The organism is Methanobrevibacter sp. (genome assembly GCF_017468685.1).
Lineage (GTDB): Archaea > Methanobacteriota > Methanobacteria > Methanobacteriales > Methanobacteriaceae > Methanocatella.
Window position 1 is genome coordinate 34,868 of the sequence record NZ_JAFUHT010000051.1, and the last position, 17,155, is coordinate 52,022.

Genomic DNA, 17,155 nt, shown 5'->3' on the forward strand with positions numbered 1-17,155 from the left:
AAGTTTGATTAAAAATCAAACTCCTAGATAGTTGTGCTGACAGTTACCACACCATAATCCTTGGTGGTGCTTTCATCATCCACAACATTTCCGTCTTTTATAATTTGAACTTCAAGCTTGTCTGACCCGCTGGTCTTTTTCTGCACAGCAGCGGCAATTACATCATATTGTGACTCATCGATTTCAATGACCTCATCGCCTGTTCCCTCATACATTGTGCTGGCATCTCCATCACCAACAGATGCTGACCAGTCAACCGGACATGAGATTCTTATCTGCAGACCCTCATCTGAGCTTACAGTGTTGATGTTTCCCACATTACTTACAAGGCCGCTGTCAACATCATCATCAGATGCTACTTGAGCGACTGCAAAAGCTCCTGCTGCAATTAAAGCAACAATAAGTAGTACAATAAGAATTATGTGCTGCGAACGTGACATGGCCTCCGGATCAGCAATTCCAAATAATGGAGGAACCATTCTTCCTTCATTGATTGCCTCTGAGCATTTAATAGCATCATATGCTGCATAAATAGTCCATCCCATTCCAAGAACAAGAGAGACTAAAGTGACAGCCAAACTTTCACCTGCCGCCCACTGAAGAAGCAGGTTAAAAGCCATGATAAAAGCACCGACAGTACAGAATACCAGTCCTCTTTTATATAAACGCAGATAGAATATATGTCCGATTCCACACAGGAAATATGAAATCAGACCTCCGACGATATCAAGTATTGGAGCTATCCATTTGTTCTTTTCAGCTGGCTTTTGGGATGTGTTTTGCGGTTTGGATGGAACTTCCGGCAATTCAGCACCGCAATCTATGCAGAACTTTGCAGGATCCGGATTTTCACATCCGCATTTTGGACAGAATTTCATAATATCACCTTAATCATTTTACAACTATTTCTTTTAACAGATTATCATCAGCCCCGACAATTGAAACTAGCTTATTGTCTTTTGCATAAGCAAATCCTTGAACCCCTTCAATATCATAGTCATATCCTTTAACTCCATTGATTGTTTTTGAATCTCCTGCAACCTGTTCAACAACGGAATTGTCAACTTTACGCTTGTCATATGATATTACACTGAATGTTATGTTGTCTTTACCTTTCTTGAAGGTTTTCTCGGAGATGAACATTTTAACGCCATTTTCGAGTTTCTGTTCGTAATCATCAAATGATGCGCTTGCATCCTCATTATATCCGTCCGGAAGCTTGAATTCTATTCCTTCAATGATTACCTTTTTGGTAGTGGTTTTAGGAGCGGATGTGTCTTTATTGTCAGCATCAATCTGTGCACCGTTTCTAAGTATGATATACTGGCCGTTTTCAAGGGTTATGTCCTTGTCGGTTTTGAAGTTGTCGTTTTCAACGATATCTTCAATCTGATGTCTGGAATTCTTGGTTATTTCAATATATGCCTGCTCTTCAGTGGATTTGACAGTATATTTCCCTGCAGGGATGTCATCGCCTACCTTATACATTCCTTCCTTATAGTGTCCGTCTTCAGCTTCCCTGTCTGGAGAGTCATCAAGCTCGTATAAATCACCACCCTGAATTTCAAGGTATTCTCCGTCTTCAACTGTGATGTATACCCCACCGTGTGTGTTGAGGTTGTAGATAACACTGTCAAGATCACCTGAAGAGTCTGATGAAACTGCAAGGTAAAGATTGTAGGTATTGCATTTCACATAATATTCGCCTGCAGGAAGATCATCGCCCACCTTATAGGTACCGTCGCTGAGCAAAATATCTTCAGCACTTACATAGCTTATAGCTGCCACAGCAACTATTAAAATTAGAAATATTTTAAAAAAAGTTTTATAATTCATATAATCTCCTCATTTATTGAAAAAAAAAGAAAAATAAAGAGGAAATAATTCCTCTTAGACTACTTTAATAACTTGGACATGTGTATAGAAATATCCAACTGAATAATGGTTGTGAGTAGTTGTCTTACCACATCCAGGGCATTTGAATCTGGAAGTTGCCTTAACCTTTTTGCTGCTGGATTTATATTTATGGGATGCTGGAATATATTTCAGCTTAACAACTTTATTAATAACTTTTTTATAAGTTTCAGTGTTACCGCTCATTGATTTAAAATGTTTCATTCCCAAACCATACAGCAATACTTTAGCTTTTCCATTTTTAACGGTAGCATAACTGGTTGCACCGTTAGCTCTGATTTTAAGCTTACCGTCTTTAACATTCTTACCACTAGTAGTTTTAACCTTTATAGTGATTATTTTACTGGCAGTGGAATAAATAGAATATTGTTTTTTCATTACAATTTTGGTTTTAAGACGTTTTTTCAAAACAGCTTTAGCTTTAACCTTTTTAGAAGCCTGTAAGTTGGCATTTCCATTAAATTTAGCAGTGTATTTGTAGGTTTTGGTTTTACTTAATTTAATAGATTTAGTAGCCCATCCATTTTTAACAGCAACTTTATAGGTTTTACCGTTGATTTTGAATGTGACTGTTCCTTCGTTAACAGCCTTACCATTACTGGTCACTTTTGCCTTAATAGTTGTCTTGAAACCTTTATACTCAGTCACTTTATAAGCTTTAATACTTACAGGGGCTTTAGTGATTACAGCAGTTTTTGTAACAGCAGCTGCAGTTACGTAAGATAATTGTGATGAAAATGTAACACTCCAAGTTCCAACACCTACAGCAGGTGTGAATGAAATATAACCGTTGGAATCAGTTACATAAGATTCTTTTACCTCAGTACTGCCTTTTTTATATACCACATTCAATCCCATAGATGTAAGAGGATTTCCTTTTGTATCAGTTACTCTTGCAGTCATGGTTCCGGTATTATAAACCCCATTGAAATCATTTGCAGTAATTACTGCGTTTCCACTAACCTTAATTGAATTTGCACTCATAAGGTTGCCATCAGCTTTATTATATGCACCTACCATATAAAGGCCTGGTTTAAGAAAATTTTTTCCAAGAGTGATATAGTAATTACCTGCAGAGGCTGAACCTTGATCACCATAGTAATATTGGGTTTCCTGAACTTGAGTGCCATGCACATCAAAAAAGACAAACTTGAAATTATACGCTTCAGTATAATACATACTATATGGACTAAGATAATAATAGAACTTTCCACCACTTGTTGATGAAATCTGATTGTCGTCTAAAATTTTAACAGTATACTGATATGAATAAACAGGTATAGCTGCTGAAAGAGCCTCCTCAGATTCATCCTTAGATATTATTGAGTCATCATTTACAGTAGATAACACCTCATCATTTTCTTCAATTGCAACCTCATCATCTGCTGTTGCTTCATACGTATCCTCACCAACATCTGCTACTATCTCCTCCACTTCCTGATTATCAGTTGCTATAGTATCAGTAGCATTATCTGCAGCACTAACAGAGGACATAGCACAAATACTTACTATTAATAACAGTAGGATTAATAATCCACTCTTCTTTTTCAACATAATATCCCTTTTAAATTAATTTAATCATAGGACAATATTTACCTATGTTAATAAATCTGTTTAAAATTGTATATAATAGTTATTCATTAAATGTAAAAAATAATGGACATATGAGTTAATTTGGTAAAAAAAAATAGTACAATATCTTGAAATATTACAATTATCTAATAAATGTTCAGAAAATACAATTAAAATTTATCCAAATCAAGAATTATTAATAAAAATAAATATTCATAACAAAAATTAATATAAAAATTATTAAATGATTAAAAATACTGAACAAAATTTATGTAAAAAATATCATACATTAAACGGTTCGAATCTTATTGAGACAAAGATACGTACGTAATTATAAATTTATTACTCTGACTAAAATATAGTCCATGAAATGAACTAAAAAAAATAAGAAAAATAAGGAAGTTAATCCTTTTTAATGATTTTTATCATAAGTTGCAATACATGTAACTTTTGTTATTTAAGAACTTTTTAGTCAACATCCAATGTATCATTAACTTTCTTCAAATATTTATCAGAATGGAATTTATATAAAGAAATAGAGAGATCATTTGAAAAGTAAATCTCTTTTAATGCTTCGTTTCACCCACTGACCTTTAAGGTCAATGTATTCTTTCACTATAAGATAAATTAATTTAAACTGTAATTAATTGAGTTTCGATTGCAGGAATATTATTTAAATTACTGGTTATTCTGCTTGCATCAAATATTTGCGCATTATTATGAATAATGGCAACTAACTGAACATTCAAACAAATGTTTTCTTCAGTAATGGCTGCTTGGATAGTGATACTAACCAAATTTTTGAAATAACCTTTATCTAGGTTAAATAGTTCAGATGCATTTAAAAATTCAAATGCAACAGGTTTGGAATTGATATCCAAATCCAATGTTACATCATTATCCAACTCAATTGAAACATCATATTCATAAGGATCACTAGAATAAACAAATAATGAATTGTTTTTATAATCATAATCATATCTTAATCTAGCCATACATTTCATCCATTTACATAATTTATTTTTTGATTGAATCGATTAATTCACAATTATTACTTATTATGTATTCTAACAACATATAATCAATATTAAGGCATGCAATATCAGTTATTAAGAAACTCTTCAGGTTTTTTCGGAATAACTTCTCCATTAAATATAGAAAAAATACCAGTTGAATTATTAATTATTCCATTATCTCGAGTAATAAAATAAATTACATTATCCAATTTATCAGATGTTTTAAAGGCATCCAATAGAATTTCTGCATCCGGGCTATGAATTCCTATATCATTAAGAAAACCAATAATTTGAGCATCCCCTAAATTAATAGAATAATGATATAAATCCACTTTTTTAAAAAGAAAGTTAAGAGCAGAATAATAATTTTTATAATCTGATTTTAAAGTCAAAAATTCTTCATTTATCCAGATTTCAAAAGAGGAACTAATAGAATATTTTAAAATATCATTATAGTAAGAAAATAACCTATTAACAATTTTTAGAAATTTTTTCCTATTAAATCCAAATGGATAATCTTCAAAAGAATATTTATTTAAAAATTTTCTTTTAACAATATATAATGAAGAGGCAATTTTTTCATCAGGAATTTTATTAACTAAAATAAATTTCCTAATACAACCAATAACTTCAAATGAAATTTTTTCAAGCTTAGAGAGTACATTATTCGATTCTTTTTTAACATTCTCACTAGTAACTTTAATTGAGTTGGATTTAAAGTATTTTTCGCAAATATCTTTTGCACTGTCTTTAGTAGCAATTGATAGAAAAATATTGCTATCTAAGAAATGATAATTCATATTAATCCTCCTCAAAATAGATATCAATTAATGGACCTAAAAATCCTCTATCTTCGTGAGAACAGTCAGCATATTTTGTAAAATCTATCCACTCATCTGATTTATTAATAAAATCATCAACTATATGATCTAAATTATAAATTGAAGTTTGAAATTTTTGATTCCATTGAGTATAGTTTTCATCATAAAATGAATCATGTTCCAGACATCTTAAACCTTGGGCAAAACTAAACCAAAGATTTTTAATAGGTTTTTTTAGAATATTCCATTTTTCAGATATTAAATTTTCATCATTTAAAAAATCAATTTGGCGAGTGAATTTAGTGAAAATTAAACTAAAATCTTGCATATAAATAATTGGAATTAATTTACATTGACAATTCCTAAATGACATAACATATTCATCTCCATCACCAATGAACTTATCATTTCCAGTTGGATTAAAAATACCATATTTGAATTCGTGAAGCATATCTAAAGGAGCAAAATCCTTATAAATATCTTCAGCCAACGCCGAATAAACATAATTACCTTTAGAAATTAAATTTAAAATTGATTCGGTGATTTCTGGAAAATCATTTATGTCATTACCATTAAATCTGTCCAAATATTTATCATTCAAAGAATAATTTTCACCAACAGCTGTTAAATATTTTTTAGATTCATTAAATGAAAATCTTAAAGTTTCACTGAACGGACCATAGCAATACCAATAATATGGCAAATCATCATACAATGGATGGTCTTCACCCAAATCCATTTTTACTTTATATATTACTTTTTGAAGTACTAATTCGTTAATAGGCATACTGTTTTCTTTAAATAAACAAATTACATTTTTAGTCAATTCATTATTGGTTTTAATTATATTTGAAATCATACCATTTCCTCCAAAAAATTAATTAAATTATAATATGTTTTAATAATATATAAATATATTGAATAATCCAAAAATTAAAAAATGTATATAATATAGCCAAATTAATTAAAATAGCTTAAAATAACTTATTTTACCAAAATAAATCAAAAAAAGTATATGTTCAAGTGTAACGTATATTTCGAGACATAAGATACGTAATATATTATATACTTAAAAAAAATAAAAGGGAATTAATCTAAATTATCGGCAATATTATCAAACATTGCCTCATCAAATTCTAATCCCCTTTTCTCAAATATAGTTCGTAGCATATCCATTCCTGTTGGAATATTAGGGTCATTAATTCTTTCCCTAATTTTTTCATGCTCTTCAGGTGTGGGTTTTTTTGTACAGTAGTATTCTGCACAATGTATTTTTGATTTAATAGTCATTAGTCATACCCCATTCTAGTTAATTGTATACCTTTTATGTTTTTATCATTTATATAATTTGATAATGCAATCCCATACATAATATCACAAATATCATTAGCTTTTTCAGAATCCGAATATTTTTCATCACAATCATTTTGACAAGATTTTAAAATTGATCGAGCATATTCTTTTAAAAATAAATGAAATAAAATATTTATTCCTTTTGATTTTAAAATCAATAGTTCTTTTACGCTTGCAACTAATTCATAATCCTCAAAATCTCTTATTAAAACACCAAAATTTCTATCAGATGGAGGAGAATATGAATCTTTTGTATGATTATGAATAGATACAACATGATGCCCTTCAAACTCACCATCATCAAATGTTATTTTAACATTATTTTTTATTCCTTTTGCACATTTAAGAATTTCTCCAGTCACATAATCAAAATATACTACAAATTCATAGTCAAGATTTCGAGTTTTTTTAATGAATTCATCAACTGTTTTAAATGCCTCATCACTGAATTCAGACGGCAGATCCTCCATTCGAATTGAGGAAACATTTTCGGTTTTCAATTTTTGATAATCTTCAAAATCATCGCCAATATCCAACATACAAACTAATAGCACATATACACAAATTAAAATATTTCTAAATTTCATGAACAGATATTGGTTTATAAAACTTATAAAGCTTTATTTTAAAAATAAAAAGCAAATGACTTAATAAATGAATTTTTAAGAGTAATTTTACAAGTTTAAGGCAATATTGCACAACAAAAAATAGATTTGCAATGAATTTAAATTCAACTAACAAATTTAAATGGAACCCGTTATCTTTAAAAACCCATGAAAAAATAAAATCTTTTAGTCAGCAAAGATTTCATCATACTCAACATCAAAACCAAGCATCTTATAGAGAGCATAAAGTCTATCCTTGCCAGTTAAAATAGTGGGATCAGCTACTCTTTTTCGAGCAAGTTCAATTTCTTCATGAGTAGGTAGTTTTCTACAACTATATCCAATAGTATTTACAGCATTGTCCATAGTAACATACTCCTTTTTAGTTAATTGTATACCCTATATGATTTTATCATTTATATACTTTAATAATTCACTCCCATATATAATATCATGCATTTTGTTGATTATTTCATCATCAGAATATCTAGAAACACACAATTCAAGACAGGAGTCTGCAATATCATCAGAACAAATATTCAACAAAAATGATAACCCCTTATACACTCCTTTGGCCTCTAATATCCAGAATGAACTAAAACCTGCAACCAATTCATAGTCTTCAAATGGTCTGTCAAAAATTCCAAAATTTATGCCCGATGGAGCAGACAAGGAATACTTACTGTGATTATGAATGGACGCCACATGATGCCCTTCAAACTCACCATCTTCAAATGTTATTTTAACACTATCTTTTATCCCCTTTGCACATTTAAGAATTTCTCCAGACACATAATCAAAATATACTACAAATTCATAATCAAGATTTTGAGTTTTTTTAATGAATTCATCAACTGTTTTAAATGCCTCATCACTGAATTCAGACGGCAGATCCTCCATTTGAATTGAGGAAACATTTTCGGTTTTCAATTTTTGATAATCTTCAAAATCATCGCCAATACCCAACATACAAACTAACAGTACATAGACACAAATTAAAATATTTCTAAATTTCATGAACAGATATTGGTTTATAAAACTTATAAAGCTTTATTTTAAAAATAAAAAGCAAATGAGTTAATAAATGAATTTTTAAGAGCAATTTTACAAGTTTAAGGCAATATTGCATTAAAGAAATAATGAAATCAACTCCAAATATAATATCCCATCTTGAAAATAAAACGGAAATAGAAAATAACATACCTCTCCACGTCGACACCATCTTCATTAGACAAAAAGATGGCAGGAAAGTTTAAAATAGTCTTGTGTACAAAACAGGTACACAAGAGGAATTATCTGATAAGGAGGCAATAGACTTGCTTTTGTTGCCAGACATGGATATTGACTTACCCATCAAATCATTAATGACCATGATTTGTTTAATACTTTCCAAAAACAATATTTCAGACTTAGATTTTAAAAAGAAAATCATTCTTTGCGAAATTAAAGTTCTTAACAGATTTTTCAATGATTATGAATTTTCTAGTTGATTGAAATGTTACAAACAAAAAACCCTGAAGTCGAACGCATAATCCAAAAATACGGAGAAGGATTCGACACCATATACTTCGACGGAAAAGCCGACGGTATACTCAAAATTGCCCAAAAAGGTTTAATGGAGGAATTGATGAGGACATTATTTCCCATCTAACTGGTTTTTCCATCGACAAACTCAAAGAAATCAAAAAAGATTAAACACTAAGGGATAATCATTGAGGAAACTCAAACGAAAGATATGTTTCAAGTGTAAAAATGCTAAAACGTGTTAAATAGACTTTCATGGACAATTTTAAAGCAAAATTTAAGGAACACACATGAAGTAATTTTATCTATTTTTAAATGCAAAACATGGTGAAAATATCAAGTTACTGTCAGGAAATTTTTTTCGAGTAAATAGCTGAAAATGTTTGAAAACAAAAATCAGTCATTGACAAAATAGGAATACATCTCTTCGGAAACTTCACTTTCGATGTGGAATTTGAAGTTGACTATAGGATGGGTCTTGCCGTCGATTTCCCTGTACATCTGTTTATAGCTTAATGGAGTCATCCTGCCGATGTAGTAAAATTCAATTCCCTCATCATTGTTTTTCTGAATGAACAGTTCAATTTCCAAGTCAGTGTAGTTGATTAGAGGTTCCAGTTCCTTTGAAGAGGTTTTACGATTGTTTCTACTCATCCAGTTGAAGGAGTCCTTGGTTATGAAGTGGTCTTCGTAGTTGATGGTTTGTGAGATGTCTTCGGACTTGTGGTAGGTTACAAATATTGGACATGTATTGTATTTAATCTTGTATCCTCCGATGTTTTGACCGTTCATGTAGTATTTCCAGTCAAGAAGTCTCAGCGCATCCTCACGTGAGTATTTTTCATACAGCTTGAATCTGGAGTCAGATTTGTATACGCTTTCGTATTTGTGGAATGCATACTGCAGCGCATCGTTTAGATGTTCATAAAATATTGGATTTGAAAGTGATTTTTTAAACTGGTCGGATATTTCAAACCTGTCATCTGATGATGATTTGAAAAAGAGATTTTCAGGATTTTTTACCAGTTTTTCAATTGTGTTTGCCTGATATCCGTCGCCTTTTTCCTTGCGGTAAAAGTCCAGGCTCAGATAGTTGATTGCACCTTTAATTGAATCGGTTTGGTTAGTGAGATTGAAATTGTCATTAAGGTATTTCTCAATTTGAGGGACTGTAAAGTATTTGTTGATTTTCAAGCATTCCAGAATAACCAGCTCATGTGGCCTGATTCCTTTTAGAAGTTTTTTAGTGATGAATTTAAGAGGGTCGATTTCATCGTCTGGAATCTCTGAAGTGTAGTCATCCTCAATGTCTGACAGGAAATCATGGTATGTCGGATAATCCTTGTGCGCAAGGATCAGTTCAGGATTGAATTCTCCGTTAATTGCGAAGTCATAAAGTGAAGGGATCCTTCCCAACTTGTATTTTAATTGAGTGTACTTTTCTTTAAACAAGGCCTTTCTGTTGAATGAAGTGTTGTTGATTGAATCATATATACGCTTTTGTGAAATCTCATCAAAGTTGATTGAAGAGGCACCGGGAATAATCTTGTTTCCCTCCATCAGATATTTCCTAATACGATCCTTGTCATAAGTCCTGTCACCTGAAAGGGCAATCGGAATCATGAAATTGTTTTTGTAGTTTCCGATAAAGTCAAGAATAACCACATACTCCTTGTTTTTGTATTTCCTAAGGCCCCTTCCAAGCTGCTGGATGAAAATGATTGGAGACTCGGTAGGCCTGACCAAAAGAACCTGATTGATTTCAGGAATGTCAACACCCTCATTGAAAATGTCAACAGTGAAAATAAACTCAATTTTATCCGGATTTGCATCATTGGTCAGCCTGTCAATGGCATCACGTCTTTTTTCCTGTGCGTCATCACCTGAGAGAAACACTGACTTATATCCCCTCTGGTTGAATTTGTCTGACAATAATTCCGCTTCCCTTTTTCTTGAACAGAATACCAATGCCTTTCTTCTCTCGCCTGAATATGAATAGAATTCCGATTTTTCAATAAGATAATCAACACGCTCATCAGATGCCAGGAGATTGAAATCAGTAAAATTATCATCGATTTCACCGGTATCGAATTCAACATCACTGATACCGAAATAATGGAACGGACATAACAAATCCTCTTCCAAAGCTTCCTGCAAACGGATTTCATGGGCAATGTTGTTGTCAAACAAATCATAAATGTTAAAACCATCTGTACGCTCAGGTGAAGCGGTCATGCCCAGCAGAAATTTTGGTTTAAAGTAATCCAATACTTTCAGGTATGACAGAGCCCCCGCCTTGTGCACCTCATCCACTACAATATAATCAAAGTGGTCTTTTGAAAACTTGGTGTAAACATCCTCCTTAGACATGGTCTGGATGGTTGAAAACAAATATGGACTGTCATAATCCTTGTTGTTACCAGTTAACAGACCGAATTTTTCATGGTCAGTGAATACGTTTTTGTAAGCTTCAATTGACTGTTTGGCAATCTGTTCCCTGTGAACCAGAAAGAGAAATCTTTCAGGCCCAAAATCATCAACTGCAAAAGCAGATGCATAGGTCTTACCGGTACCTGTGGCCGATACAAGGATGGCACGGGACTCTCCATGACTTATTAGATTTCTGATATTTTCAAGAAACTGCTCCTGCATATAGTTTGGAGTTAAAGTGACATGCTCATCTTTAATCTTTTGGGTAAGCTTTCTTAAATTGGTGAACTTTTTGTTGGCATCATAGATTTTTTCATACTCGGGAAGTGCATCTTCAAGACTTGCCGCATTTTGCCATAACTCATTGAATTCGGAGCGAAGTTCCAAAAGAATCTCACCTTCCAACATCGAGGTGAACTCAACATTCCATTCCTTGTTGACAGTAAGTGCATTCATGGTCATGTTGGAACTTCCGACAATTCCAGTAAAAACATCCCCTTTTTTGAATATATAACCCTTTGTGTGAAACCCCTCATTTTTTTGCAAATAGAGTTTGATTTCAATATTTTTAAAATCATTAAGTTTTCTTAACGCCTTAGGTTCTGTAAAAGTCAGATAGTCAGTGGTGAGGATTTTACCCTTAATATTTCTCTTTTCTAGATTGCGAAATTCTTCCAGTAAAGGAGTGATTCCGCCCATGGTGATGAAAGCAGCAGAGATTATGAACTCATCACAGTTTCTGAGTTCATCCCTGATTGAATTTATGACCTTGGAGCGATTATTGTTGTATAATAATTTTGGACGAAAATCAGAGCTGGAGCTGGAATGCTGATTTATAAAAGCGGTTTTCGCACCATTCAGGATTTCATCCATGTTCATAATTACTGCTCTTCAAGGTGTTTTATTAAATCTTCAAGTTTGGTTATTTGGATTTGGAACTCCTCTTCTTTTGGAGTGCCTTTGACCTTTTCCAACTTGTTTTGGAGTTCTTCAAGTTTACGCTTTGCTAAAGTGATTCTTTTGTCTGTCATTTCAATCATCCATAGTTTCTTTTAGGTAATCTATGATTTTTAAATCGGCAGGAATCCAGTTGACATCGTTTAGTTGATCTTTAGTGAGCCATCTTGCATCGTTATGTTCTAAAAGCTTTGGAGTTCCCTTTTCAATTATTGCCTCATAGCATGACATCTTAAGATAAAAAGTAGGATACTGGTATTCGAGGTCAAGGGCAAACTTGGTGGGTTTTATTGTGCAGTCGAGTTCCTCTTTGATTTCTCTTATTAAAGCTTCCTCTTTTGTTTCTGAATTTTCTATTTTTCCGCCTGGAAATTCCCACATGTTAATGAATTCACCATAGCCTCTTTTGGTTGCAAGGATTTTATTGTCCTTTTTGATAATAGCTGCAACAACATTTAAAGTTTTCATGATTGTTTCTCCTGGTTAAATATAGGGCAGCTTACGTTATAAATGTTAATTATTGCTTACCCATTCTCGAGTAGTCAAACCCTTATTAAACAGTAAAGTCCAAATAACTTCTTTAATAAATGATTCCAAATCATCCTCTTCAAATCCGTCATTTCCAGGAGTTAAAGAAAATGCTCCAACAGAAGGGATTACAGTATTTGTTTCTAAGAATTTTTTTGTTCTGTTTCCAGGATATAAAACATATGACCCTTCAGTTAGTAAAATTGAATCTTTATAGGTATGCATTTTATAGATATCTCCATCTTTAAAAAGCCTTTCTTTTTCTTCAAGAGAATCTCTTTTTTCTATTTCCTCATCTAATTGTTTATTTGATTCAATTGTATCATAATAATCTATTATTTCCAGTTCTGACCTATATTTAGCATCAAAATGAACATAGTTAATTTCATCATTTATTTTTACAAGCAGTGTATAATCCGGTTTAAATGCAAGTGAATAAGACCGGTATTGCGATCCATCTGAAAATCTTAAATTGTAAAACAAATCTATTTCAATATCATGGCCATATAAATTCAAATGAAAAGTTTTACGAGACCCAATTCCTTTTTTAATACTTATTGACCAGTTATCCTTATTGATTTTAAATACATCTTCAAAATTAATCTTTTTTATGCTCAATTCATTTAAAACTTTTAGCAATTTAAAATAGCACCAATATTCATATAATTCAGATAATTTCTTTTCAAAACCCTTAAATTGATTGTTTATCTCATCCCAACTTAATCTAAATGAAAATTCAAGCATCAGGAAGTATTGAAATATTTCCCTATATCCCTCTTTTTTCTGCAGTATCTGTGAGTTAAATGGAACATAATCCATTGTTGAAATATGATTGAAAAACTTATTTGACAGGAAATATTCCATTTCTTCTTCAAATGACAGCAGTTTATCTTTAATATAACCTTCTTTAGATGTTTTAAGTAGCTTTTCAATTAACTCCAGTATCAATTCCAAAAAGTATTTGAAAAACCTGTTTTCAGCAACATCAATGATGTCCTCATGTTTGGTTTGTTCTATTTCACGAGGAATATAACCATTTAATTTTTCAACTATTTTAAAATCAGCATCTGATTTAGATAGATTATTTGACTTTGAAACCATATTTTTTAAAGTATTCTGATTTACATTTGATGCAAATGAAATTGGAACAGTTTCTGTATGATTTATCAATTGTGAGTGTAAATTTTTAGAAATGTATTCAAATATGGAAGGCAAATTATCACGACGGAAAAGATACTCCAAAAACATGAAATCTTCATAATATGTTTCTTTTTGTCTATAATCAAGTTCAAATTCCTGATATAAAGGAGAATTAACTTCAAATATTAAACTTAATGCATGCTGTGACAAATCAGCTATCATTGCTGAGTATTGGTTAAAGTAATCTATTTTTTTAGATCGAACTTCAATTGGAATTTTAATCGAGTTGACCCCATCTTTTCTGATATCCAAAAATGATTTTCCGACATAGCTTCTGAAATTCAAAGTGCCTGCAATTTTATAATTCTTCTTATCACCCAAATCAAACCTAAACTCTTTAAAATGACTATCATTAATTTTTATTAATGAATACAACACATCATAAGAAGCATTAACATCTTTTGATTCGAATAGTACCTGATACTCAGTTTCTTCTAAAAATAGTAATTTAGCAAAATTGGCTCCAATGTCTGGACAATATTGAATGGGAGTCAAGTTATCGGGCTCATCAACAATTGGAACATTAATTAAGGTTATTGAATGAGAAATATCCCTATTGGAATCTTTGCTACCCCTATAATCCAGCGAACTAATTGTTAAAGTTCCAAGATTATCTGATTCCTCATCAGTCAAATGAATTATTACTTTTTGCTCAATCATTTAAATCTAATTAATAAATGAAACATATCTTTGATCAGACAATACTTTAGCCATGTTTTGAAGCTTTAATGCAGATGTATAATATCTTGAGTTTTCTTTTGTGACTTCAAAGTTTTTAGGATTTTCATTATTGTTTCTTTCAACCAAACAGATATTAAACAAGTTTGTTACGACATTTCCAATAGCTTTTTCAGATCCATGTAATTTTGGAAGGATTTTTTGTTTGATTTGCGCATCAAAGTATCTTTCCCAATTATTCCACTCTTTAGGTTCGTTTTCATATCTCCATGCAACTACCATAAATCTTAAAATTTCGTTGATTACCCTAAAACCAAAATCAAAACTGGAATCTTTAAGAGTTTCCTGAAAACCTGTGAGCTCCATTGCCAAAGTATCCCATAAATTATCCTCACCATTATAAATTTGAGATAAAATTTCCTTTAAATCTTCAATGTTTAAATTAGAGATATCAGAATCTTCAAGTGGAGATTGCAAGTAATTAATGTCTCCTTTAAAATCATCATCACTGGAATCAGATAACATATAATCCCATGCGCGCAAAGTATCAAATTCAATAGTATTTGCCCTATCCAATACTTTTGGTGAGAACATATAAGTTGTTTCATCAACATTAACAGTACCTATTATGAAAAGATTATCTGGAAGTTTTAAAGTCTCATTATTACCATATAATGGAATTTCTTCACCACTTTCAATAGCTGACAGGAAATCAGCAAAATATCTTTCAACATGTGACAGATTCATTTCGTCTAAAATTAAAAAGTAGGGATTAGTTGGATCATTTTTAGCCTGTTTAATTAATTCATATGCAGGAGTTGACTGATAATCTTCTGTAATTACATTATAATATCCGACAATATTGGTATTATCAGTCCAATTTGCTCCAATAGGTATTATTTTATATAAATCTAGGTAATTATTAGTTAAATCCGGAACATTCTCAAAAGAATCATCAACATTAATTATAATTTCAACATCTTGATCCTTTTTTTGTTTTAGATGTTTTTGAATTTTTTTATCTTTTTCATAATATAACTTTCCCGTAATTCGAATTTTAGCCCAATATTCCTTGCCATTTACAAAAATACTTCCTTCACAATAACTTTTTGGAAAAACAGTATATTTATAGAAATCAGTTTCTAAATTCCATTCTGGTTTTTTACCCCGATTATCATATGAACAAAAATTGGAAGTTTGATGAATTTCAGCTTTATGATCTATAGGTATAGGAACATTACTAATAAATTTATTTACTAACTCCGAATTGATATTGAAATAGGTCTCATCTTTTCCTGAATCTAAAATTTGTTGAAAATAATTTGTTAATTCCTCATCCTTATATCTTAGCTGAACTAATAAATAAATTGACCCCTTTGCAGGTATTCCATCAATAGTTAAATCATAGTTCCCCTCATAATATTCAAAAGGAAATATATTTTTAATTGAATCCCTACCTATAGTTGCCCAACGATTTTGATTTAAAACAGAATCAGTCAAATTAATTTTTATTAGAGGATGAGAAATTTTGCTTGATATAAATTTAGCAAACAATTGAGATAATTTTGTTTTTCCAGTTCCAGAATTCCCAGTTAATATTTCAAATGGCTTAACCTTTAATGACAACAAATAGTTTTCAATCAATTCTTTATCAAAATAATATCCATTAGAAATTAAATATCTATAAAATGAATCAACCTGTATATTTTCAGACATATTAAAAACCTGCACGACCGTTTTGCGAAATGAAATCAATATTTCCTTGATTATATACAATTTATATATAAACAGATATTAAAAAATGTCGATCGTTAATTAATAACTATCCCAAACAAATAATAAAAAACATTATAAATATGACGTTATAAATTTGATATTAAAAAGTATAAAAAGGAGAATAAAATGAACAAGAAATTTTTAATTTTAACCGTTTTAACAATTTTTCTCGTGGGCATGCTCTGTGCTTATGCCGTAGAACCTGTTGATGCCAAGCCGATTGTTAAAATCAAGAAACACAAAACATATTATACAGCAAAATTCAAATACAAAGGAAAAACCTATAAAGCAAAACTAAAGAAAAACAAAAAGGACAGCAAAATGTATGGTGAAAAGATTTATGACACCACCAAAAAGAAAGGCGGGTCCAAATTCAGATTATTCTATACAAAGAATCCTGATGACTGGAGCAAAAAAGGCTGGAATTTCTGCAAATTAAGAGCAAGCAGTGGAGACTCACACCTCTACTACAAAATCAAATGGGTCAAATAAGCAGTTTAGACTAACTGCTTTTACCCCATCTATAGTTAAAAAATTCACCTAAGCCTTATCCTTATACCACACCTTAATGCTAACCGGAACATACCCTTTAACAGGATTTATCTTAACCAAATCCTTTCCAAGTTTAACAGGACTTTTTGAAATTACCTTTCCGGTTTTTGAGTTTTTAAACAGGAATTTCACTTTTGTGACTTTTGTGTGTTTTGACGCGCCGAGACCGTTATATCCTGAAATATAAAGAAATACTCCTTTTTCACCCCACAGTCCTTTTTCATCATAG

The 17,155-nt window shown here is 31.2% G+C and carries 19 protein-coding genes; 3 read left to right on the forward strand and 16 right to left on the reverse strand.

Annotated features, from left to right (window positions below; all coding sequences use genetic code 11):
• Positions 1-23: 23 nt before the first annotated feature.
• The 10 genes from IJ258_RS06970 to IJ258_RS07015 all read right to left on the reverse strand — a co-directional run bounded on the left by IJ258_RS06970 (position 24) and on the right by IJ258_RS07015 (position 8,298).
• A complete protein-coding gene (locus IJ258_RS06970) occupies positions 24-878 on the reverse strand; it encodes a zinc-ribbon domain-containing protein (RefSeq protein WP_292804949.1) in 855 nt (284 codons plus the stop codon).
• Positions 879-891: 13 nt separating this feature from the next.
• Positions 892-1,836, reverse strand: coding sequence for a hypothetical protein (locus IJ258_RS06975; protein WP_292804952.1), 945 nt, complete (start codon positions 1,834-1,836; stop codon positions 892-894).
• Positions 1,837-1,890: 54 nt separating this feature from the next.
• Complete coding sequence (locus IJ258_RS06980; RefSeq protein WP_292804955.1) at positions 1,891-3,468, reverse strand: Ig-like domain-containing protein; 1,578 nt, start codon at positions 3,466-3,468, stop codon at positions 1,891-1,893.
• A 650-nt stretch (positions 3,469-4,118) separates the two neighbouring features.
• A complete protein-coding gene (locus IJ258_RS06985; RefSeq protein ID WP_292804958.1) occupies positions 4,119-4,481 on the reverse strand; it encodes a DUF2283 domain-containing protein in 363 nt (120 codons plus the stop codon).
• 107 nt (positions 4,482-4,588) lie between these two features.
• Positions 4,589-5,302 carry a hypothetical protein gene (locus IJ258_RS06990; RefSeq protein ID WP_292804961.1) on the reverse strand — a complete coding sequence of 238 codons (714 nt, stop codon included), beginning with the start codon at positions 5,300-5,302 and terminating at the stop codon, positions 4,589-4,591.
• 1 nt (position 5,303) lies between these two features.
• Positions 5,304-6,182, reverse strand: coding sequence for a hypothetical protein (locus IJ258_RS06995; RefSeq protein WP_292804964.1), 879 nt, complete (start codon positions 6,180-6,182; stop codon positions 5,304-5,306).
• Positions 6,183-6,412: 230 nt separating this feature from the next.
• Positions 6,413-6,613, reverse strand: coding sequence for a hypothetical protein (locus tag IJ258_RS07000; RefSeq protein ID WP_292804967.1), 201 nt, complete (start codon positions 6,611-6,613; stop codon positions 6,413-6,415).
• Entirely contained in the window at positions 6,613-7,215 is a 603-nt protein-coding gene (locus IJ258_RS07005; RefSeq protein ID WP_292804970.1) for a hypothetical protein, read from the reverse strand. Before IJ258_RS07005 ends, IJ258_RS07000 begins: the two co-directional genes overlap by 1 nt.
• Before the next feature lie 252 nt (positions 7,216-7,467).
• Positions 7,468-7,647, reverse strand: coding sequence for a hypothetical protein (locus IJ258_RS07010; RefSeq protein ID WP_292804973.1), 180 nt, complete (start codon positions 7,645-7,647; stop codon positions 7,468-7,470).
• Positions 7,648-7,680: 33 nt separating this feature from the next.
• Positions 7,681-8,298, reverse strand: coding sequence for a hypothetical protein (locus IJ258_RS07015; RefSeq protein WP_292804976.1), 618 nt, complete (start codon positions 8,296-8,298; stop codon positions 7,681-7,683).
• A gap of 248 nt (positions 8,299-8,546) precedes the next feature.
• Here IJ258_RS07015 and IJ258_RS07020 point away from each other — a divergent pair, with 248 nt between their 5' ends.
• On the forward strand, positions 8,547-8,771 hold the full coding sequence (locus tag IJ258_RS07020) for a hypothetical protein (protein WP_292804980.1): 225 nt from the start codon (positions 8,547-8,549) through the stop codon (positions 8,769-8,771).
• 5 nt (positions 8,772-8,776) lie between these two features.
• A complete protein-coding gene (locus tag IJ258_RS07025) occupies positions 8,777-8,932 on the forward strand; it encodes a hypothetical protein (RefSeq protein ID WP_292804983.1) in 156 nt (51 codons plus the stop codon).
• Positions 8,933-9,201: 269 nt separating this feature from the next.
• On the opposite strand, the gene IJ258_RS07030 is transcribed toward IJ258_RS07025, so the two are convergent.
• Genes IJ258_RS07030 through IJ258_RS07050 form a run of 5 tightly spaced genes read right to left on the reverse strand, consistent with a single transcriptional unit; the run spans position 9,202 to position 16,314 of the window.
• Positions 9,202-12,114, reverse strand: coding sequence for a DEAD/DEAH box helicase (locus IJ258_RS07030; protein ID WP_292804986.1), 2,913 nt, complete (start codon positions 12,112-12,114; stop codon positions 9,202-9,204).
• A gap of 2 nt (positions 12,115-12,116) precedes the next feature.
• Entirely contained in the window at positions 12,117-12,266 is a 150-nt protein-coding gene (locus tag IJ258_RS07035) for a hypothetical protein (RefSeq protein WP_292804989.1), read from the reverse strand.
• Position 12,267: 1 nt separating this feature from the next.
• Positions 12,268-12,660, reverse strand: coding sequence for a (deoxy)nucleoside triphosphate pyrophosphohydrolase (locus IJ258_RS07040; RefSeq protein WP_292804992.1), 393 nt, complete (start codon positions 12,658-12,660; stop codon positions 12,268-12,270).
• 45 nt (positions 12,661-12,705) lie between these two features.
• A complete protein-coding gene (locus IJ258_RS07045) occupies positions 12,706-14,580 on the reverse strand; it encodes a DUF2357 domain-containing protein (protein ID WP_292804995.1) in 1,875 nt (624 codons plus the stop codon).
• Positions 14,581-14,586: 6 nt separating this feature from the next.
• Positions 14,587-16,314, reverse strand: a complete 1,728-nt coding sequence (locus tag IJ258_RS07050) for an McrB family protein (RefSeq protein ID WP_292804998.1) — start codon at positions 16,312-16,314, stop codon at positions 14,587-14,589.
• 186 nt (positions 16,315-16,500) lie between these two features.
• On the opposite strand from IJ258_RS07050, the gene IJ258_RS07055 reads away from it, so the two are divergent.
• Positions 16,501-16,866, forward strand: a complete 366-nt coding sequence (locus IJ258_RS07055) for a hypothetical protein (RefSeq protein WP_292805000.1) — start codon at positions 16,501-16,503, stop codon at positions 16,864-16,866.
• A gap of 48 nt (positions 16,867-16,914) precedes the next feature.
• Here the strand turns inward: IJ258_RS07055 and IJ258_RS07060 are convergent.
• Positions 16,915-17,155 (reverse strand): hypothetical protein (locus IJ258_RS07060; RefSeq protein WP_292805003.1); only part of this gene is annotated, 241 nt, incomplete at its 5' end.